We start from the raw sequence: 19,536 nt of genomic DNA, 5'->3' as shown, positions 1-19,536 counted from the left end.
GCTAGTGCAGGACGTTGGTGCCGCGCTCGGCGAAACCGCGATCGGCCGCCGCAGCGTAGGCCTTGGCGAGTTCGGTCTCGAGATGCTCGTTGATAAGCAGCAGCGCCCGCACCGCACCGCGCAGATCGCCGTTGCAGCTTGCGACGATCTCGTCGATTGCAGTGTCATTCGATCTGAAGCTCATCGAAAATCCTCCGGTTCAAACCAGGACAATCTTGCCGGTCTTTCCTGCATCCCTTGAGGATGCGAGGAGGGATCGGCGCCCATCCGCGTCTAGATGGCGGAACCGACCGTGGCGATTGTAAGGACGGCGCGATGACGACGGCATGAAGCTGGTCGGAGGCTTGTGTGTCATCCAGCTGCAGCATTGATTTTATTGTATTTTTTAGTCCGGCAATTATGCACATATCCACAGGGCAGCATTTCCGGTGGAAGCCCTGAGCCTCCCCGCGCGAAACTGCCGTCTGCGTCATTCGTAACTGCCATGTGCCCAGGATCGTCCGGACTGTCCTCATGATCGTTTTATCAGCCGTGACGGCGCTGGCCCTGCTCGCGCTGGTCACGCAGGCCGGAATCGTCCTGGTGCAACGCTCCTTTCCGCCGCAGGGCCGGATGATCGAGGTCGAGGGTGCAACGCTGCACGTCGTCGACATCGGCCCGCGCGATGCGGGATTGCCGATCGTCATGCTGCACGGAGCAAGCTCCAATCTCGAAGTGATGCGGCGACCGCTCGGCGACATGCTCGCCAGGGATCATCGCGTCATCCTGATCGACCGGCCCGGGCACGGCTGGAGCACGCGTGCGCGACGGCAGGATTCGACGCCTCAGATTCAGGCGCGGATGATCGACGAGGCGCTTGGCAAGCTCGGAATCGATCGCGCCGTTTTCGTCGTGCATTCCTGGAGTGGTGCGCTGGGCGCGCGGCTGGCGCTCGATCATGCAAGCCGCGTCGCCGGTCTCGTCATGCTGGCACCGGTGACCCATCCCTGGCGCGGCGGCGTCGGCCGCTACAACGAGATCATCGCAACACCTGTCATCGGCCCGCTGCTCGCCTCCACCATCACGCTGCCGCTGGGCTTGTTCGTCACCGAATCGGGCGCACGCAACGTCTTCTTGCCGCAGACGATGCCTGATGGATTCGTGAAGGAGTCCGCGACGCCGCTATTGCTGCGGCCGCGCGAATTCATCGCCAATGCCTATGATCTGGTGACGCTCAAGGAATCGGTGGCCGCGCAGGCTCCGCGCTACGGCGAGATCAGAGTGCCGGTCACGATCATCGCAGGCGCGCCCGACAAGACGGTGAGGACCGACGTCCACGCGCGCCCTTTCGCAGCGACGGTCGCAAATGCAAAGCTGATCGTGCTGCCAGATCTCGGCCACATGGTGCAGAATGCCGTGCCGGATCTGGTGAAGACCGAGATCGAGACGATGATCGGTCGCATTGCCCCGGCGCAGGCGGCCGCCGATTAGCGGCCGCCGTATGTCCGCCTACTGCTTGACCTTTCCGTCCTTGTCGAACTGGGAGATGAAGGACCAGAGATTGTTGATCTCGGTTTCGTTCTTGATGCCGGCGAACGCCATCTTGGTGCCGGGGATCTTGGCCTTCGGATCCTTGATGTATTCCTTGAACTGCGCCTCGTTCCAGGTGATGCCGGAATTCTTGTTCGCATCGGAATAATTGTAGTCGGGCGCGGTGCCGGACTTGCGGCCGTCGAGGCCGTTGAGCTCGGGGCCGACCTTGTTCTTGGCGCCTTCGCCGATGGCGTGGCAGGCCAGACACTTGTTGAACGACGATTTGCCGGCCGCGACATCCTGCGCCATCGCGGTGGAGGCTGAGGCAGTCATGGCAAGGGCAACCAACGCGCCGAAAGTCAATTTTTTCATAGCTCTTCGTCTCTTCCCGGGGTCAGAGGGGGGGATCGTGGTTTTTGGCAGGTCCGATGCACGTGGACAAGCCGCCAAACCCTGACAGGTTTCCTGATAGCAGACTTGCCTCAGAGAGAACTTGCGTTGCGACAAAGCAATGCGACCTTCGGAGGACCCTACCCAAACGTGGGCAGACATGATTGATTTGCCGGAACAAATTCCAATGCCCGAAGAAGGTTTGCAACATGGCCATCATGATGCCCGCGAGCGATCAGGCGGTGCTGGCGCGCCGCAGGGAGATCGTCGCCGCCTTGCGCGCAATCGTGCCCGGCGAGGGCGTGATCGATACGCCTGCCGAGATGCGGGCCTATGAATCCGACGGGCTGACCGCCTACCGGCAGCCGCCGATGGTCGTGGTGCTGCCCGATACGACCGAGCAGGTCTCGCTCGTTCTGAAATATTGTGCCGCCCATGGCATCAAGGTGGTGCCGCGCGGCTCGGGCACGTCGCTATCGGGCGGCGCGCTGCCGCTCGAGGACGGCGTGCTGCTCGGCCTCGGCAAGTTCAAGCGCATCCGCGAGATCGATTTCGACAACCGTGTCGTCGTCACCGAGCCAGGCGTCACCAATCTCGCCATCAGCCAGGCCGTCGCGCATGCCGGCTTCTACTATGCGCCAGATCCGTCCTCGCAGATCGCCTGCTCGATCGGTGGCAATGTCGCGGAAAATTCCGGCGGCGTGCATTGCCTGAAATACGGCATGACCACCAACAACGTGCTCGGTTGCGAGATTGTCCTGATGAGCGGCGAGATCCTGCGCATCGGCGGCAAGGGGTGCGAGAATTCCGGCTATGATCTGATGGGCGTCATCACCGGCTCGGAGGGCCTGCTCGGCGTCATCACCGAGATCACCGTGCGCATCCTGCAAAAGCCGGAGACGGCGCGCGCGCTGATGGTCGGCTTCGCCGAGGTCGAGGCGGCCGGAGAATGCGTGGCGCGCATCATCGGCGCCGGCATCATTCCCGGCGGCATGGAGATGATGGACAAGCCGGCGATCCACGCCGCGGAGGCCTTCGTCCATGCCGGCTATCCGCTGGATGTGGAGGCGCTGCTGATCATCGAGCTCGACGGTCCCAAGATCGAGGTCGACGAGTTGATCACGCGCGTCGAGACCATCGCAAATGCCTGTGGCTCGACCACCTGCCAGATCTCGACCTCGGAGGCCGAGCGCAACCTGTTCTGGGCCGGCCGCAAGGCCGCGTTCCCCGCAGTCGGCCGCATCTCGCCCGATTATCTCTGCATGGACGGTACCATTCCGCGCGGCGCGCTGCCGAAGGCGCTGGCGCGCATCCGCGAGCTCGGCGAAAAATACCAGCTCGGCTGCGCCAACGTGTTCCACGCCGGCGACGGCAATCTGCATCCGCTGATCCTCTACGATGCCAACAAGCCCGGTGAGATCGAGCGAGCCGAAGCCTTCGGCGCCGACATCCTGCGCGCCTGCGTCGAGTTCGGCGGCGTGCTCACCGGCGAACACGGCGTCGGCATCGAGAAGCGCGATCTCATGGGCGACATGTTCACCGAGATCGACCTCAACCAGCAGCAACGGTTGAAATGCGCCTTCGACGCGCAAGGCCTGCTCAATCCCGGAAAAGTGTTTCCGACCCTGCACCGCTGTGCCGAGCTTGGCCGCATGCATGTGCACGCGGGCAAGCTGGCGTTTCCGGACATTCCGCGGTTCTAGCGCTCATCGTCGCTGCAATGCGCCAGATTTGCTTTCCGCCCTAAACTTGGATACCGCCTGCTCCCGTGGATACGCTCAAGGTCAGAGACGCCAAAGACGTCGAAGAGGTGGTGCGCGCGGCAATTGCCAACGAGCAGCCGCTCGAGATCATTGGCCATGGTTCCAAGCGCAGCATCGGCCATGTGATGGCGACCAATGCCGTGCTCGACGTCTCCGCGCTGAATGCGGTCACCTCCTACGAGCCGAACGAATTGATCGTCACGCTCCAGGCCGGTGCGCCGCTGGCGGACGTGCTGTCGCTGATCGACGCCAAGAACCAGCAATTCGCATTTGAGCCTGTTAACACCGCGCCGCTGCTCGGCACGCCCGTCTCAGGAACCATCGGCGGCATGATCGCGGCAGGGCTTGCGGGCCCACGCCGGATCAAGGCGGGCGGGGCGCGCGATCATCTCCTCGGGGCGCATGCCGTCTCCGGCTTCGGCGACAGTTTTAAAACCGGCGGCAGGGTGGTGAAAAACGTCACCGGCTATGACCTCTGCAAGCTCCTCGCGGGCTCCTGGGGCACGCTGTCCGTTATGACCGAAGTGACGCTGAAGGTGATGCCGAAGCCGGAAGCGGAGCGGACGCTGCTGCTCCGCGGCCTCGACGATGCTGCCGCGAACAAGGCGATGACCGTGGCCCTCGGCTCCCCCTACGACGTCTCCGGTGCCGCGCATCTGCCGAAATCGGCGCTGCGGACCAGGACCGACGAGCTCGGCGATATCGCCGGCCAGGGCGAGGCGGTGACCGCGCTGCGGCTCGAGGGCATCACGGCCTCCGCCACTCACCGGGCCGGATCGTTGCGCGAGCTGCTGGCGCCGTTCGGCGCGGCGACCCTGATCGAGGATGCCGCCTCGTCGGTGCTGTGGGCCGCCATCCGCGATGTGCTGCCGTTTGCTGCCAGCGGCGCGCTCGGCGCCTGGCCGGTGTGGCGGATCGTCTGCCCGCCGGCCTCGGGGGCGCTGCTCGGCACGCAATTGGCGCGCGAGACCGGAGGCGATGTGATCTATGACTGGGGCGGCGGGCTGATCTGGGCGGCACTGCCGCCGAAGGCCGACGCGCATGCCCCCTCCGTGCGCCAGCGTGTTGATGCAGTCGGCGGGCATGCCACGCTGATCCGGGCGGTTGAGGACGTCAGGCGCAGCGTCGACGTGTTCCATCCGCAGGCGCCCGGCGTCGCCGCGTTGAGCGAACGGGTCCGCGCCAGCTTCGATCCGAAGTCGATTCTGAACCGGGGACGCCTAAGGCGGGCTACGGCATGAAGACCGAATTCTCACTCGTCCAGCTTGCTGACCCCGACATCGCGGAAGCCGACAAGATCTTGCGCGCCTGCGTCCATTGCGGCTTCTGCACCGCGACCTGTCCGACCTACGTCCTGCTCGGCGACGAACTCGATAGCCCGCGCGGCCGCATCTATCTGATCAAGCAGATGCTGGAGAAGGACCAGGCGCCGACGCCAGAGGTGGTCAAGCATGTCGATCGCTGTCTGTCGTGCCTGGCTTGTATGACGACCTGCCCGTCCGGGGTGAACTACATGCATCTCGTCGACCAGGCCCGGGTCCGGATCGAGCAGCGCTATCAGCGCCCGCTCGCCGAGCGGCTGTTGCGCCGCCTGCTGGCCTTCGTCCTGCCGGACCCGCGATGGTTTCGCATCAGCATGCGGCTGGCACAGCTGGCCCGGCCCCTTGCCGTCTTCCTGCCGACCCCGCGGCCTTCGGCCACGCCAGGCCTGATCCAGCGTCTCAAGGCGATGCTGGCGTTGGCTCCCGGCCGGCTGCCGGCGCCGGGTGCTCCTCCTGGCAGCGTGTTCGCGGCGCTCGGCAAGAAGCGGGGCCGGGTCGCGCTGCTCCAGGGCTGTGCCCAGCAGGTGCTGGCGCCGCGCATCAACCAGGCTGCCATCAGCCTTCTCACCCGCCACGGCATCGAGGTCGTCCTGGTCAAGGACGAGCAATGCTGCGGCGCGCTCACCCATCACCTCGGAGACGACGAGGATGCGCTGGCGCGCGCCCGCGCCAATGTCGCGGCGTGGCACAGGGAGGCCGCGGGCGAGGGGCTCGATGCCATCCTGGTGACGACGTCCGGCTGCGGCACCGTCATCAAGGATTACGGCTATCTGCTGCGCGAGGACGCCGTGTTCGCAGCCGATGCGGCAAAGGTGTCCGCGCTTGCGAAAGACATCACCGAATATGTCGCTGATCTCAGCCTTGCGCCGAGCACGCAACAGGACAACATCGTCGTCGCCTATCACTCCGCATGTTCGTTGCAGCACGGGCAGAAAATCACGGGCCTTCCGAAAGAATTGCTTTCCAAGAATGGATTCGTGGTGAAAGATGTGCCGGAGAGCCATTTGTGTTGCGGTTCGGCGGGGACTTACAACATTCTCCAGCCCGAGCTTGCGGGCAGGTTGCGCGATCGCAAGGTCGCCAACATCGCAAGCGTGAAGCCGGACATGATTGCCGCAGGCAATATCGGCTGCATGGTGCAGATTGCCGGTGGCACGTCAGTTCCGGTCGTACACACGATTGAGCTTCTCGATTGGGCTACGGGCGGGTCGCGGCCGGCATTGAATGCGTCGAGCTGAACCTTCGTCCCGAGGTGACGGCTGAAGGCGCCCGATCCACCATAGTTCGGCGGCAACAGGAGGACCACGATGGCGAAAGCGAGCAAGAAGAAAAGCAAGAAGGCCAAAAAGGCCAAAAAGGCCAAGAAGGTTGTAGCGACGAAGAAGGCGACGAAGAAGAAGGCGGCCAAGAAGTCTGCCAAGAAGTCTGCCAAGAAGTCCGCCAAGAAGGCCGCGAAGAAATCGGCCAAGAAGGCAGCACCGAAGAAGACAGCGAAGAAAGCCGCTGCCAAGAAGGCGGCGCCGAAGAAGGCCGCCAAGACGACCGCAACGAAAGCGGCACCGAAGAAGGCGAAGGCAGCTCCCGCGCCGAAGCCGGCGGCCCCGGTAGCCGCGCCGGCCCCCGAGCCGGCCGCTGAGACAAGCTGGGCGATGCCTTCGTCTTCTGCGGAATCAACGCCGGCCGAAGGGCAGGGTTAGGTCGAAGGCCAGGTCCACCGGACCAGGCTTCCCCCCGGGCGACCGGTCGACAGCAGGAAGGCCGCAGCGGCGACGCTGCGGCCTTTTTGCCACCTCCGTCAGAGGCTGCCGGAGGCTGCCCGTTTTTGAGTCACCTGATTCGTAGCGTGCGTGCCGGGGAGCGGGGATCTCCGTAGTATCCCGGGCATCTCAGCGCACTTTGCCGTGAAAATAATGTGATCGAGAAGCAACACCCACCGACAACCTTTCGTGGAATCGCCAGAACGCCTAAAAAGTCGGCAGATGCTTGTGTTTTTTGCTTCTCGCTTTGCGTTCCACCATCCAGATTGCCTCAGTTATGAAATTTGCAATCAGGTCGGGTGCCCCGGGGGGCTTCCGGAGCTCGACCGGGGTTTAGAACTTGGTGATGGGGATCGAAATGAAAAAAGTGACTTTGTTGGCAACGGCGCTGGCAATGGTGACCGGGTCGGCTTTCGCGGCGGACATGCCTGTGAAGGCCCTGAAGGCTCCTCCGCCGCCTGCGTTCGATCCCTGGGATATCGCCTTCGGCGGCGCCCTCATGAACGACTACATCTTCCGCGGCGTGACCCAGTCGAACCATAAGCCCTCGGTCGCCGCCTATTTCGAGCCGCGCTACAACGTCACCAAGGACCTGCAGCTCTATGTCGGCGTGTCCGGCGAGAGCATCTCGTTCGCCAACCGCGCCGCAGCCGAGATCGACGTCTACGGCGGTATCCGCCCGACCTTTGGTGCTTTCGCCTTCGATATCGGTGTTTGGGGCTACCTGTATCCCGGTGGGAACTGCGCCGACAGCGTGCTGACCGGCGGTGTTCCCGGTGGCGGCGTCTGCCCCGTCAGCAGCAACACGATCTTCCTCGCCGATGGCAACGTCATGAAGAAGGATGTCAGCTTCTTCGAAGTCTACGGCAAGATGACTTACACCATCAACGACAACTGGTCGGTCGGTGTGAACGAGTACTACTCGCCGAACTTCCTGAATTCGGGTGCTTGGGGCGACTACGCCTCGATCACCGCCAAGTACACTGCGCCCAGCACCATCTTCGGTTCGAGTGGCGTCGGCATGTACGTGTCGGGTGAGTTCGGTCGCCAGTTCCTCGGTACCAGCGATTCGTTCTACGGTACCACCTTCACCAATCCCGGCTTCGCTGGCCCGTTCCCGAACGGCATCAAATACGCCGACTACAACACCTGGAATATCGGCATCGGCTTCACCTACAAGGTGTTCACGCTGGATCTGCGTTACTCCGACACCGATCTGAACAAGGGCAATTGCAACGCCTTCACCAGCGCCTTCAATGGTTCAGGCAGCAACAATATCACCGCGATCAACCCGACCGGCGTCGGCTCCAACTGGTGCGGCGCGGCCGGTATCGCCAAGCTGTCCTTCGACCTGACGGCGATGACCAACCTGAAGTAAGCTTTATTCCGAGACTGACTAACAAGGGCGGCAGAGCGATCTGCCGCCCTTTTGCTTTGGGGGCTTTGTTTTGGGGAGAGCGCGTAGCCCGGATGGAGCGCAGCGAAATCCGGGGTCTATCGGCGCCGCGAGATATCCCGGATTGCGCGGAGCCTGTCATCGGGCGGTGCTTCGCGTCGACCCGTTGGCCTCATCCGGGCACCCCCTCGCCCTCAACGCGCCGTGCTCGGCTCCGGTTCGGCGGGGGCACCGTCCTTGCCCAGCACGTGGATCGGGCCGTCCTTCACCATCGCCACCTTGCGGGTGTGGAAGGCATCGAGCGTCGAGCGATGGCCGATCGAGACGATGGTGGCCTGCGGCAGCTTCTCCGCCAGCAGCCGGTAGAGGCGGGCCTCCGACGGTTCGTCGAGCGAGGCGGTGGCCTCGTCCAGGAACAGATAGTCCGGCGCATGCAGCAGCGCGCGGGCGAGCCCGAGGCGCTGCTGCTCCCCGAGCGACAGCATCCGGTTCCAGTGCCCGTCTTCGCCGAGCCGATCGGCGAGGTCCGGCAGGCCGACCGATACCACCGCATCGCGGATCTGGGCTGCCTGGAACGCGCCGGGCGCTGCAGGATAGATCACGGCATCGCCGAGCGCGCCGACCGGGAAATAGGGGCGTTGCGGCAGCATCATCAGCTTCGCCTTGGCGGGGATGACGATGCTGCCGGTGCCGAACGGCCAGATGCCGGCAATCGCCCGGAACAGTGTCGACTTGCCGGCGCCCGACGGCCCGGTCACAAGCACGCGCTCCGGCGTCTGGATGGCGAAGCCGTCGGCTGCGACCAGTGGCGTGCCGTTGGGAAGATACACGCAAAGCTTCTCGAGCCCGATATTGCGGCCGCCGCCGGCCGCCCTGAGTTCGATCGTGGCCTCGTGCGCCGGCAGGTTCGTCGCCGAATTGACCGACATCTCGAAGCCGTCGAGACGGGCGACGATCGAGCGCCATTCCGCCAGCGACCGATAGGCCGTGACGAAGAACGACAGGGCACCTTGCACGCTCGAAAACGCCGATGCCGTCTGCATCATGTCGCCGAGCTGGATCTTCTTGGCAAAGAAGGCCGGTGCGACCAGCACGTAGGGAAAGATCACGGCGGCCTGTTGATAGCTCGCCGTGAACATCGTGAGGCGCTTGGTCCGGCTCATGATCGCGTACCAATTGCCGATCACGAAGCCGAAGCGGTCCAGCAGGCGACCGCGCTCGGCGCCTTCGCCCTTCAGCAGTGCGATCTGCTCGGAGTTTTCGCGGACGCGAACGAGATTGAAGCGGAAGTCAGCCTCGAAGCGCTGCTGCTCGAAATTGAGGTTGACCAGCGGTGCGCCGATCCAGTGCGTCAGGGCGGTGCCGAAGATCGCGTAGATCAAGGCACCCCAGCACAGATAGCCCGGGATCATGTAGTCGCTGCCGAACAAATGCAGCGGCGCGGCGTTGGAGAGACCCCAGAGGATGATGACGAAGGAGAACAGCGTCACGATCGATGAGAGCAGGCCGAGGCCGATGGTCAGGGTTTGCTCGACGAAGTTCTTGACGTCTTCGGTGATGCGCTGGTCGGGGTTGTCGGCGGCATCGCCCTTGAGCTGCATGCGATAGTGCGTGGCGCCGCTCAGCCATTCGCCGAGATAATGCCGGGTCAGCCATTGCCGCCAGCGGATCTGGAGCCATTGGTTCAGATAGAGCTTGTAGACGGCGAGCGCGATATAGACCGAGGCGAGGCCGACGAAGATCCAGATCTGCGTGATGAAGGCATCCCAGTCGCTGGCCTGGAGCGCACTGTAGAACCGGTTCTGCCACTGGTTCACCAGCACGTCGATGGCGACGAGTGCCAGCTCCATGGTGACGACTGCCGCAAGCAGGCCGCGACCGGCCCATTTGTCCTCCGATCGGAAATAGGGGATGGCGATTCGCCAGACGATCGCGAGCGTGGCGCGGATGTTGTTCACAGAGCGAGATCTCCTGAGGGATATTCACAGCGGCCCCGAAGCCAAGCGGCTCGGCCGTAGCGGAAAAGCGGCGCACTTAGACTAAAGTCGCAAGGTCTGCAATTTGCGTTGGCGAGCCGCAGCTTGCAACCCTAGCATGGGCATAACGGCGTGGGGTGGGGGCCTCCAGATTTTCGCGACCTTGTGAGCAGGCGGGAACCGCTGCTTATCCGAGGAATTCGCGTCCAACTCGGGGGTTATCGCTTCCAGCGTCAAGCAGGTCCGGCCGCCCACGCGGGTCACCTGCCGTACACATGCGTGGGGGAGGAAGATCATGTGGAATCAAATCTATGATCCGTTGCACAGTCCCGTGCTGTCGACGATCGCGGCGGCGGTACCCGTCGTCACGCTGCTGGTGCTGATCGCGAGCGGGCGCGTTCAGGCTCACATCGCGGCCATCATCGCCGTGATCGTGACCAACCTGATCACGATCTTCGTGTTCACCATGCCGGCGAACATGTCGATCCGCGCCTCGATCCTCGGCATCGTGACCGGCTTCTTCCCGATCGGATGGATCGTTCTCAACGTCATCTTCCTCTACCAGGTGACGGTGACCACCGGTCGCTTCGAGCTGCTCAAGCGCGCGGTCGGCGGCGTCACCGAGGATCGGCGGCTGCAATTGCTGCTGATCGCATTTTCGTTCGGCGCGTTCTTCGAGGGCGCCTCGGGCTTCGGTACGCCGGTGGCAATCACCGGTGCCGTGCTGATCGGCCTCGGCTTCTCGCCACTTGCGGCCTCCGGCCTCTCGCTGATCGCCAACACCGCGCCAGTCGCCTTCGGCGCGCTGGGCACGCCGATCCAGGGCCTCGCCTCGGTCACCGGGCTTGACCCCTACATCCTCGGCGCGATGGTCGGACGGCAATTGCCGCTGTTCTCGCTGATCGTGCCGTTCTGGGTGGTGTGGGCGTTCGCGGGCTGGAGAGGCATGAAGGACGTCTGGCCGGCGATCCTCGTCACCGGCGTGTCGTTCGCGGTCCCGCAATTCGTGATCTCGAACTTCGTCAATCCCTGGATCGTCGACATCGGCGCCTCGCTGATCTCGATGGGCGCGCTGATCCTGTTCCTGAGGGTCTGGCGACCGAAGCAACTCTGGCTGTCGCCGGCACTGCGCGGACATGATGAATCGGCCGCGACGATGGCGACGGCCAAGCCGCTCGACAAGACGCCGCTCACCGAGAGCGAGCTGTTCAGCGCACTGCTGCCGTGGATCATCGTCTGCGTCGTGATGCTGATCTGGGGCAACGGAGCCTTCAAGACCTGGGCGAACGGGATCTTCGTCTGGAATTATCCGGTTCCCGAGCTGCACCAGATGATCAACAAGATGCCGCCGGTCGCGCCTGCGCCGACCAAGGAAGCGGCGGTGTTCGGCTTCACCTACCTGTCCTTCACCGGCACCGGCATGTTGATCGCGGCGATCATCTCCGGCATCCTGATGGGTGTCGGTCCTGTCAGGCTGCTGGTCGAATACGGACGCACCATCAGGCTGTGCGCGATCTCGTTGATCACGATCTCGGCGATGCTCGCGATCGGCACCTTGACGCGGCTCTCCGGCGTCGACGCGACGCTGGGTCTCGCCTTTGCCGCGACCGGCGTGCTCTACCCCTTCTTCGGCACGCTGCTCGGTTGGTTGGGCGTGGCGCTGACGGGATCGGATACGTCGTCGAACATCCTGTTCGGCAACCTCCAGAAGATCACCTCGCAGCAGCTCGGCCTCTCGCCGATCCTGATGGCGGCGGCGAACTCGTCCGGCGGCGTGATGGGCAAGATGATCGACGCGCAATCGATCGTCGTCGCCTCCACCGCAACCAACTGGTACGGCCACGAAGGCACCATCCTGCGCTTCGTGTTCTGGCACTCGATCGTGCTGGCCTGCCTCGTCGGCGTGTTCGTGACCCTGCAAGCCTATGTCTATCCGTTCACGGAGCTCGTCCTGAAGTAGCAGCGAGGCCCCGCTTCGAGGCAAAATCCCCGCGGGATCGTCCCGCGGGGATTTTTGCGTCGAGCGCCGACGAACCTTCTCAAGGGCTTTGCCGTCTTATAGAAGACCGGCAAATCGGCGTGGTCGAGAGGTCTTATGGTGTTGTTGAAGCGGATAATGTGTGGTGCGGCTGCGTTGCTTGTGATGTCCGTCGGCGCACATTCGGAAGAGGGCTTTCCCTTCGGCGCCGAGATGACGCTGGAGGCCGTGCCGCAGCCCGGCTCGAAGCGGATTCCGAATATCGAGATCGGCGACAATGGCGAGGTCGTGCTCGAGCTCTGGTGCAAGGGCGGCAAGGGTCAGTTCTCGGTGGCCGGCAACACCGTGATCTTCGTCCCCGGCCAGATCCAGGATCGTTCCTGTCCACCGGCCAAAGCTCAGGCCGATGACGAACTCATCGCCGCGCTCGCCGCGGTCGAAACCTGGAAACGCCAGGGCGACATGCTCACGCTGATCGGCCCGAAGACGCTGCGGTTTCGCGAGAACGGGAATTGACCGTTACGTCATTCCGGGGCGCGCGAAGCGCGAACCCCGGAATCCATTGATCAACGGAACAGGTGGCGTGATGGATTCCGGGTTCGACGCTAGCGCGTCGCCCCGGAATGACTTCGTCACTTCCACACCGACTTGTCTGCGTCCCAGCGCTGGCCTTTCAGCTCCTTGGCGAGCGCTTCGATCGAGCCGTTGTCGTCGGGCTGGTCGCCTTCCTCATCGGCCGTCGCTTCATCCGAGAGGTTGAGCTTGGCGCCGCTGCTTTCGTCTGATGTCGTGGTCGAGGGGCTGCCGATCCAGACGATCAGCTTGTCCGATGTCCCCGGCTTGTCGGCGGAGACAAGGGTTGAGACCTCGATCGTGTCGGTGAGCTCAAGCGCCGGGAAGTCCTGATTCGGCCGCTTGAACACCAGCTTGAGCTTGCCGGTGGCGGCGTTGAAGCTCTGCGAGACCGGCTTGGCCGCAAGCGTCTTGCTCAGCACGCCGGCGATTGCGCCTGCGAGCTTGTCGCGGTTGATCTTGTCGCCGTCGCGCCAGTCGGCGGCGCCAATGCGGATGGTGCGATCCATTTCCACCAGTCCCGCGGTCCAGCCGGCGGCGGTGACGCCCGGCATCGTCTTGAATTTTGCCAGCAGCGCGGCCGCACGCTCCGGATCGACCGACATGTTGATGGTCTGCTCGCCGGCGCGCAGCGCGTCGCAGCCGACCGTCAGGCTTGCCAGCGTCACCTCGACGTCCTGGCCCTTGAGGCTCTTCAGGAAGTCGGTCGCGGCATCGAGCTTGACCTTGACCGCGATTGCCTCCGGCGAGACTTCGGTAAAGTCCTTCGGTTGGGGCGTAATGCCGTCGTCGGTGGTCTGGTTGTCCAGAAACTCCTTCTCGCTGAGATCGGAATTGTCCGGCGAGGTCACTTCGGTCACGGCCTGGCCGACGCCGATCTGGCCGCGGAACTCAAAGGTGTCGCCGGTGGGCTTGCGCGTGAGCTTGACCGTGACGGGCGCCTTGGCGCCGAGGCTCGTGGTCGTGCCGGTCAAGGTCTGGCCGGAGACCTGGAGATTGACGACGAAGCGGTCCTTGCGATCGGAATTTTTCGCCACGGGATAGCAAACGTCGAGCACGGCCGCGGTGACCGTCTTGCCCTGCCGCGTCTCCTTCAGGATGACGTCGGCGTTGCCGTCCATCAGCCCGTCGATCGAGGTGAAATAGCGCGTCTCGGTGCCGCCGGGCGCCGCGGCCTTCGGCGACAGCTTCATCTGGGCTGATACGAGTCCCGGAGACATGACGAGCAGGCTCGCCAAGAGAGCCGTCGGAAAAAGCGCGCGCATTGACGAAATCCTCAAATCAGAATCGGCGCGCCACCGTAGTGGGTTTTGTCCGCCGGTTGAAGCGCAGGCCAGTGTGGGCAAAAAAGAAGGCCGCCCGGAGGCGGCCTTCGCAATAGTGTCAGCGGGAAGGATAGGCTTTAGAAACCGCCCATGCCGCCGCCGGCCGGCATGGCGGGCGCGGCTTCCTTCTTCGGCGTCTCGGCGACCATGGCTTCGGTGGTCACCAGCAGGCCGGCCACGGAGGAGGCGTCCTGCAGCGCGGTGCGCACCACCTTGGCGGGATCGATGATGCCTTTCTCGATCATGTCGACATAGTCCTCGGTCTGGGCGTCGAAGCCGAAGGTCTCGGACTTGTTCTCCAGGATCTTGCCGACCACGATCGAGCCCTCGACGCCGGCATTCTCCGAGATCTGGCGGATCGGAGCTTCCAGCGCCTTCAACACGATATTGATGCCGGCCTGCACGTCGGCATTGGCGTTGGTGAGACGGCCGACCGCCTTCTTGGCGCGCAGCAAGGTCACGCCGCCGCCGGGGACGATGCCTTCCTGGACCGCGGCACGGGTGGCGTTGAGCGCGTCCTCGACGCGGTCCTTCTTCTCCTTGACCTCGATCTCGGTGGCGCCGCCGACGCGGATCACCGCGACGCCGCCGGCGAGCTTGGCCAGGCGCTCCTGCAGCTTCTCACGGTCGTAGTCCGAGGTGGTCTCCTCGATCTGGGCCTTGATCTGGCCGACGCGGGCCTCGATGTCCGGCTTCTTGCCGGCGCCCTTGACGATCGTGGTGTTCTCCTTGTCGATCACGACCTTGCCGGCGCGGCCGAGCATCTTCACCGTGACGTTCTCGAGCTTCATGCCGAGGTCCTCGGAGATCAGCTGGCCACCGGTGAGGATGGCGAGGTCTTCCAGCATGGCCTTGCGGCGGTCACCGAAGCCGGGCGCCTTGACGGCGGCGACCTTGAGGCCGCCACGCAGGCGGTTGACGACCAGGGTCGCCAGCGCCTCGCCCTCGACGTCCTCGGCGATGATGACGAGCGGCTTGCCCGACTGCACCACGGCTTCGAGCACCGGCAGCATGGCCTGCAGGCCGGAGAGCTTCTTCTCGTGCAGGAGGATGTAGGCGTCCTCGAGCTCGGCGGTCATCTTCTCGGGGTTGGTGACGAAGTAGGGGCTGAGATAGCCGCGATCGAACTTCATGCCCTCGACGATGTCGACTTCGGTGTCGAGCGACTTGTTTTCCTCGACGGTGATGACGCCCTCGTTGCCGACCTTCTGCATCGCCTGCGCGATCATCTTGCCGATGGCCGAATCGCCGTTGGCCGAGATGGTGCCGACCTGGGCGACCTCGGAGGAGGCGGCGACGGGCTTGGCGCGCTTCTCGATGTCCTTGACGACGGCATGGACCGCGGTGTCGATGCCGCGCTTGAGGTCCATCGGATTCATGCCGGCGGCAACCGCCTTGGCGCCTTCGCGCACGATGGCCTGGGCCAGCACGGTCGCGGTGGTGGTGCCGTCGCCGGCGAGGTCGTTGGTCTTGGAGGCAACCTCTCGCACCATCTGGGCGCCCATGTTCTCGAACTTGTCCTCGAGCTCGATCTCCTTGGCGACGGTGACGCCGTCCTTGGTGATGCGGGGCGCACCGAAGCTCTTCTCGATGACGACGTTGCGGCCCTTGGGGCCGAGCGTCACCTTGACGGCGTTGGCGAGAATGTCGACGCCGCGCAGCATGCGATCGCGCGCGTCTCCGGAAAACTTGACGTCCTTGGCAGCCATTGTCTGCAATCCTTCTTAATCCGTGATGTGTCTGTCGCACTCCGTTCGTCATTGCCGGGCTTGACCCGCCTGCGCGGCCGAAGCCGCTTCGGCGTGGCGTAGGCCCGGCAATCCATCTCACTGCGAAGAATGATGGTTGCCCGGGTCATCTAGCGCGAAGACGCGCTTCGCGCTTCTGCCCGGGCATGACGATGAGATATTCAGCGGCCGTTCAGACGGATGGCTCTAGGCCATCACGCCCATGATGTCCGACTCCTTCATGATCAGGAGCTCTTCGTTGTCGATCTTGACCTCGGTGCCCGACCACTTGCCGAACAGCACGCGGTCGCCGACCTTGAGGTCGATCGGGATCAGCTTGCCCGCCTCGTCACGGCCGCCGGGGCCGACGGCGACGACTTCGCCCTGGGACGGCTTTTCCTTGGCGGTGTCGGGGATGATGATGCCGCCCTTGGTCTTTTCCTCGGCGTCGATACGTTTGACCACGACACGGTCATGCAGCGGACGAAATTTGGACTTAGCCATGACGTTTCCCTTTGGAGGCTCGCTTTTCGATAAGCAGCGGAAGTGAGTGGGGGCGGCGCTGCCGTTCTCCCTCTTGCCGAGGGGCGAGCGGCGCGCTTAGCAATCGGTCTTTCCGAGTGCTAATAGGGCGCAGGGGATATGGCTTGGCTGTGATCCTGTCAAGCAAAGGTGGTTAAGCGATTGGTGAGGCGGATATAGGATGGTGGCACTGGAAGCTCGTTCGGGGGAGAGGCGTATCTTAGGACGTCATTGCCCTGGCTGCGGTTTTGCGCTTGGCTGCGGGAGGGATGCGGCCATGGTCTTGTTCGGGGGAATGCCATGATCAGTTCAGCTCACGCGCGCACGCTTACCAACCTGGCGGCGGCCTCTTGCCTGGCGCTGCTGCTGGGGGCCTGCGGCGGCGGCATGAGCCTGCCGTCCTTCTCGTCCCAGCCGGCGCCCGAGGCCGAGCCCGGCGTCGCGCCGGAAATGCCGGCCTCGATCCGCGCCGACGAGATCGTCGGCCGCTGGGGCCTCGCCTCGTTCCAGAACCCGGCCGACCGCGCCCGTACCGAGGCGGCCGCGCGGGCCCAGTGCAAGAACCCCTACGTCATCGGCGCCGGCTCCTCCGGCGGGGTGATCATGCATCTGGCCGACCAGGCCACGCCGCAGGAACTGCGGCTGAAGGGCTCGCCGAGCGGCAAGAACTATATCGGCCCATCCGGCCCGACGCCGGGCGAGCAGGACCGCGAGATTGTCTCCTTCGACGGCCGCGTCATGATCACCCGCTTCGTCGACAAGGACGCCGCCACCCGCTACGGCAACATGGTCTACGTCCGCTGCGCGCCGCGGGCGTGATTCCTCTCCGTCATTCCGGGGCGGTCCGCAGGACCGAACCCGGAATGACGAGATTCTCAGGTGCGCAAATGCGCACCATAGTTCACGCTTCGCGTGCCCCGGAATGACAGTTCGAGAGAAATGAAGGCAACAAAAAACGCCGGCCCTCGGGCCGGCGATTTGTTTTCTCTCTGTCGCGTCGCGCTTAGTCGAACAGCGCGTCGATGTCGTCCTGCGAGGCGTGGCCGACGTCGCCGGCGAGTTTCGGGCCGTTGAGCAGCTTTTCATCTTCGCTGCGGTTGTCGACATGGACCGGCACGTGGGACTTGATGGCGTCGACGCCACCCCAGATCTCCATCATCGCGTTGATGTGCTGCTCGATGAACTTCATCGTGCTCATGACCTTGCTGATGCGCTGGCCGGTCAGATCCTGGAAGTTGCAGGCCTCGAAGATCGAGATGACGCGTTCCTGGATGTCGTCGGCGAGCCGCTTCTGCTGATCGATCGAGTCCACCTTGGACATCGCGCTCGCCGCCTGGTCGATCGACTCCGCGGCTTCGAGGATCTGCTGGGTCGCCTGTTCGGTGCCGCCCACCACCGCGCCGAGCTCGCCGTTGACCTTGGCCATCTCGCCGCCGTCGAAGCTCTTGCCGTGCAAGGTCGCGATCTCGCGCTTGGTACGGTCGATGGCATCGTGGATGAGGTCGAGCTCGACTTTCAGCTTCTCGCACTGCTCGATCTGGGCGCGATAGGTCTCCAGCAGCGCGCGCGTTTCGGCAACTTCGTGCGCCACGACGGTGTCGCTCTGCGGCTGCGCGGCGTGGCCGCCTCGCGCCATCTGGGCGCGGATCGCGCGCAACTCCGCCATGATTTCGCTATGCATCGGGCCTGCCTCTTCAGTCATGTCCAGAATCGGCATCTCGCCACCGGCGATATCCTCGACACGAAAACGCTTGCGGTGAACAGCCATCAGGATACTCCCCCCACCTCACTCACGCGTCTTTGTAGACAGAAGCGATTTAACACGAGGTTCACGTCCGGAACTGTCGTGCAGCCGCGCGCGACGGCACGCAAACGCACGATTAACCATGAGGCTTTGCCTTTCATCGAAAATAAACGCTGATCGGGAAATTGCAGCGTTGCTCGCGACGTGGTGAATCGAAACGCCTGTTCTGTTTACCAAACGAAACGGAGTTTGCTCTTTATTGACCACGTCGAGGACGCGATCAGCCAGCGCGTTCGGCGGCGAATGCAACTAGACGAAACAGTACAGAGTACGTCGATGTTCAAGAAAACGTCTGTCGCGCTGCTCGGCAGCGCATGCGCCTTCATTGTCGGCGCTACCGGCGCCAGCGCCTTCGACAATAGCGCGCCGAACGATCCGCCCGCGGTGCTCTACCGGCCGCGTGTCGCCCCGGCGCCGGTGCGCGTCGCCTCCAACGCCAATATGGGCGGCGGCTTCATCGAGTTCCTGTTCGGCGACGGGCCCGGTCGCGGCCCGGCCTACGCGCCGGAGCAGCCGATCTATCAGCAGCAGCCCGCCTACAACGATCCGCGTCGCCTGCCGCCGGTCGGCGAGCCGCAGATGCAAGGCGGATATCAACAAGGCGGTTATCAGCAAGGCGCAAGCTACCAGCAGGAAGCGATCGATCCGCGGCAGCGTCCGTTCGATCCGAAATTCGAGAAACAGCTGGTCGACTATAGCGGCAAGGAAAGCGCCGGCACCATCGTGGTCGATTCCAACAACAAGTTCCTTTACCTCGTCGAGGGCAACGGCCGGGCGCTGCGCTACGGCATCGGCGTCGGACGCGAGGGCTTCACCTGGACCGGCGTGAAATCGATCACCGCCAAGCGCGAATGGCCGGACTGGACGCCGCCGGCGGAAATGCTCGCCCGCCGTCCCGATCTGCCCAGGCACATGGAAGGCGGCCCGGAAAATCCGCTCGGTGCCCGCGCGATGTATCTCGGCTCCACGCTCTATCGCATCCACGGCTCCAACGAGCCCTGGACCATCGGCACCAACGTCTCCTCCGGCTGCATCCGCATGCGCAACGAGGACGTCATCGACCTCTATGGCCGCGTCAATGTCGGCACCAAGGTCGTGGTGATGTGAAGCGTCATGCGCTCGATGGGGCGATCAATCCGCGTGCCGCGTCGGCGCGAAATGCGGCAGCGAAGGGGACGCTGCCGCCGCCGGACGCCTGCCTGAATGGTCTATATCCGGTGCCTCGACACGAGACGAGGGGCAGCGGACCGGCGACGAGGAGTCGATGAAGCCGAATGCGGTGCGCGAGCCGAGCGGTTCAGCCGCCGCCGCAGCGAAAGCTCTGCCTTCCTGAGGCGCTCGTGCAGTCCCTCCAACTCGTACAATTCGGTGATGAGGTGTGTTGCGACGTCGCTCAGGGTCGCAATGCGCTGCTGAAGTGGACTCATTCTTAAAACCCCCGACTGTGCCAAGAGAGGCAGCCACGGCGTGTGGCATAAGCAACGTGTTCTT

At 63.9% G+C, this 19,536-nt stretch carries 17 protein-coding genes; 10 read left to right on the top strand and 7 right to left on the bottom strand.

Annotated features, from left to right (window positions below; translation table 11 throughout):
- Nucleotide 1 precedes the first annotated feature (1 nt).
- On the bottom strand, nt 2-184 hold the full coding sequence (locus XH80_RS24280) for a hypothetical protein (protein WP_057741840.1): 183 nt from the start codon (nt 182-184) through the stop codon (nt 2-4).
- 329 nt (nt 185-513) lie between these two features.
- On the opposite strand from XH80_RS24280, the gene XH80_RS24275 reads away from it, so the two are divergent.
- The gene (locus XH80_RS24275) at nt 514-1,470 is read left to right on the top strand and encodes an alpha/beta fold hydrolase (protein WP_271600725.1); all 957 of its coding nucleotides are present in this window, start codon (nt 514-516) and stop codon (nt 1,468-1,470) included.
- Nucleotides 1,471-1,488: 18 nt separating this feature from the next.
- On the opposite strand, the gene cycA is transcribed toward XH80_RS24275, so the two are convergent.
- A complete protein-coding gene (cycA, locus tag XH80_RS24270) occupies nt 1,489-1,884 on the bottom strand; it encodes a cytochrome c-550 CycA (RefSeq protein ID WP_057741831.1) in 396 nt (131 codons plus the stop codon).
- A gap of 227 nt (nt 1,885-2,111) precedes the next feature.
- Between cycA and XH80_RS24265 the strand changes: the two genes are divergently transcribed.
- The 5 genes from XH80_RS24265 to XH80_RS24245 all read left to right on the top strand — a co-directional run bounded on the left by XH80_RS24265 (nt 2,112) and on the right by XH80_RS24245 (nt 8,122).
- Nucleotides 2,112-3,605, top strand: a complete 1,494-nt coding sequence (locus tag XH80_RS24265) for an FAD-linked oxidase C-terminal domain-containing protein (RefSeq protein ID WP_271600724.1) — start codon at nt 2,112-2,114, stop codon at nt 3,603-3,605.
- A 65-nt stretch (nt 3,606-3,670) separates the two neighbouring features.
- Complete coding sequence (locus XH80_RS24260) at nt 3,671-4,906, top strand: FAD-binding protein (RefSeq protein WP_271600723.1); 1,236 nt, start codon at nt 3,671-3,673, stop codon at nt 4,904-4,906.
- The gene (glcF, locus tag XH80_RS24255; RefSeq protein WP_271600722.1) at nt 4,903-6,225 is read left to right on the top strand and encodes a glycolate oxidase subunit GlcF; all 1,323 of its coding nucleotides are present in this window, start codon (nt 4,903-4,905) and stop codon (nt 6,223-6,225) included. Before XH80_RS24260 ends, glcF begins: the two co-directional genes overlap by 4 nt.
- A 69-nt stretch (nt 6,226-6,294) precedes the next feature.
- Nucleotides 6,295-6,684, top strand: coding sequence for a histone (locus tag XH80_RS24250; protein ID WP_271600721.1), 390 nt, complete (start codon nt 6,295-6,297; stop codon nt 6,682-6,684).
- 418 nt (nt 6,685-7,102) lie between these two features.
- Nucleotides 7,103-8,122, top strand: coding sequence for a TorF family putative porin (locus XH80_RS24245; protein ID WP_271600720.1), 1,020 nt, complete (start codon nt 7,103-7,105; stop codon nt 8,120-8,122).
- Nucleotides 8,123-8,334: 212 nt separating this feature from the next.
- On the opposite strand, the gene XH80_RS24240 is transcribed toward XH80_RS24245, so the two are convergent.
- Nucleotides 8,335-10,098 (bottom strand): ABC transporter ATP-binding protein/permease, encoded by a 1,764-nt coding sequence (locus tag XH80_RS24240; RefSeq protein WP_271600719.1) that lies wholly within the window; start codon nt 10,096-10,098, stop codon nt 8,335-8,337.
- A gap of 313 nt (nt 10,099-10,411) precedes the next feature.
- On the opposite strand from XH80_RS24240, the gene XH80_RS24235 reads away from it, so the two are divergent.
- Together XH80_RS24235 and XH80_RS24230 are read left to right on the top strand one after the other, a co-directional pair.
- On the top strand, nt 10,412-12,076 hold the full coding sequence (locus XH80_RS24235; protein WP_271600718.1) for an L-lactate permease: 1,665 nt from the start codon (nt 10,412-10,414) through the stop codon (nt 12,074-12,076).
- 135 nt (nt 12,077-12,211) lie between these two features.
- Entirely contained in the window at nt 12,212-12,610 is a 399-nt protein-coding gene (locus tag XH80_RS24230; protein ID WP_271600717.1) for an META domain-containing protein, read from the top strand.
- 116 nt (nt 12,611-12,726) lie between these two features.
- Here the strand turns inward: XH80_RS24230 and XH80_RS24225 are convergent, their stop codons facing one another.
- From XH80_RS24225 to XH80_RS24215, 3 genes are all read right to left on the bottom strand, one after another.
- Entirely contained in the window at nt 12,727-13,932 is a 1,206-nt protein-coding gene (locus XH80_RS24225) for a hypothetical protein (RefSeq protein ID WP_271600716.1), read from the bottom strand.
- 137 nt (nt 13,933-14,069) lie between these two features.
- Complete coding sequence (gene groL, locus XH80_RS24220; protein ID WP_057741796.1) at nt 14,070-15,701, bottom strand: chaperonin GroEL; 1,632 nt, start codon at nt 15,699-15,701, stop codon at nt 14,070-14,072.
- A 225-nt stretch (nt 15,702-15,926) separates the two neighbouring features.
- Nucleotides 15,927-16,223 carry a co-chaperone GroES gene (locus XH80_RS24215; RefSeq protein WP_014491914.1) on the bottom strand — a complete coding sequence of 99 codons (297 nt, stop codon included), beginning with the start codon at nt 16,221-16,223 and terminating at the stop codon, nt 15,927-15,929.
- Nucleotides 16,224-16,541: 318 nt separating this feature from the next.
- Between XH80_RS24215 and XH80_RS24210 the strand changes: the two genes are divergently transcribed.
- The gene (locus XH80_RS24210) at nt 16,542-17,060 is read left to right on the top strand and encodes a hypothetical protein (protein ID WP_271600715.1); all 519 of its coding nucleotides are present in this window, start codon (nt 16,542-16,544) and stop codon (nt 17,058-17,060) included.
- Nucleotides 17,061-17,244: 184 nt separating this feature from the next.
- Here the strand turns inward: XH80_RS24210 and XH80_RS24205 are convergent, their stop codons facing one another.
- Entirely contained in the window at nt 17,245-18,009 is a 765-nt protein-coding gene (locus tag XH80_RS24205) for a protein phosphatase CheZ (protein WP_057741789.1), read from the bottom strand.
- A 312-nt stretch (nt 18,010-18,321) separates the two neighbouring features.
- Between XH80_RS24205 and XH80_RS24200 the strand changes: the two genes are divergently transcribed.
- Nucleotides 18,322-19,152 (top strand): L,D-transpeptidase, encoded by an 831-nt coding sequence (locus XH80_RS24200; RefSeq protein ID WP_271600714.1) that lies wholly within the window; start codon nt 18,322-18,324, stop codon nt 19,150-19,152.
- The last annotated feature ends 384 nt before the right edge of the window (nt 19,153-19,536 follow it).

This window comes from Bradyrhizobium sp. CCBAU 45384, assembly GCF_028128665.1.
GTDB classification, from domain to species: Bacteria; Pseudomonadota; Alphaproteobacteria; order Rhizobiales; family Xanthobacteraceae; genus Bradyrhizobium; species Bradyrhizobium manausense.
Note: the sequence above shows the minus strand (reverse complement) of the source record. Positions and strands in the feature narration are given on the sequence as shown.

Bases quoted from the DNA above. Each gene is read 5' to 3' on its own strand.
- XH80_RS24280 (WP_057741840.1), bottom strand. From the start codon at position 184: ATGAGCTTCAGATCGAATGACACTGCAATCGACGAGATCGTCGCAAGC.
- XH80_RS24275 (WP_271600725.1), top strand. From the start codon at position 514: ATGATCGTTTTATCAGCCGTGACGGCGCTGGCCCTGCTCGCGCTGGTC.
- cycA (WP_057741831.1), bottom strand. From the start codon at position 1,884: ATGAAAAAATTGACTTTCGGCGCGTTGGTTGCCCTTGCCATGACTGCC.
- XH80_RS24265 (WP_271600724.1), top strand. From the start codon at position 2,112: ATGGCCATCATGATGCCCGCGAGCGATCAGGCGGTGCTGGCGCGCCGC.
- glcF (WP_271600722.1), top strand. From the start codon at position 4,903: ATGAAGACCGAATTCTCACTCGTCCAGCTTGCTGACCCCGACATCGCG.
- XH80_RS24250 (WP_271600721.1), top strand. From the start codon at position 6,295: ATGGCGAAAGCGAGCAAGAAGAAAAGCAAGAAGGCCAAAAAGGCCAAA.
- XH80_RS24245 (WP_271600720.1), top strand. From the start codon at position 7,103: ATGAAAAAAGTGACTTTGTTGGCAACGGCGCTGGCAATGGTGACCGGG.
- XH80_RS24235 (WP_271600718.1), top strand. From the start codon at position 10,412: ATGTGGAATCAAATCTATGATCCGTTGCACAGTCCCGTGCTGTCGACG.
- XH80_RS24230 (WP_271600717.1), top strand. From the start codon at position 12,212: ATGGTGTTGTTGAAGCGGATAATGTGTGGTGCGGCTGCGTTGCTTGTG.
- XH80_RS24225 (WP_271600716.1), bottom strand. From the start codon at position 13,932: ATGCGCGCGCTTTTTCCGACGGCTCTCTTGGCGAGCCTGCTCGTCATG.
- groL (WP_057741796.1), bottom strand. From the start codon at position 15,701: ATGGCTGCCAAGGACGTCAAGTTTTCCGGAGACGCGCGCGATCGCATG.
- XH80_RS24215 (WP_014491914.1), bottom strand. From the start codon at position 16,223: ATGGCTAAGTCCAAATTTCGTCCGCTGCATGACCGTGTCGTGGTCAAA.
- XH80_RS24210 (WP_271600715.1), top strand. From the start codon at position 16,542: ATGATCAGTTCAGCTCACGCGCGCACGCTTACCAACCTGGCGGCGGCC.
- XH80_RS24205 (WP_057741789.1), bottom strand. From the start codon at position 18,009: ATGGCTGTTCACCGCAAGCGTTTTCGTGTCGAGGATATCGCCGGTGGC.
- XH80_RS24200 (WP_271600714.1), top strand. From the start codon at position 18,322: ATGTTCAAGAAAACGTCTGTCGCGCTGCTCGGCAGCGCATGCGCCTTC.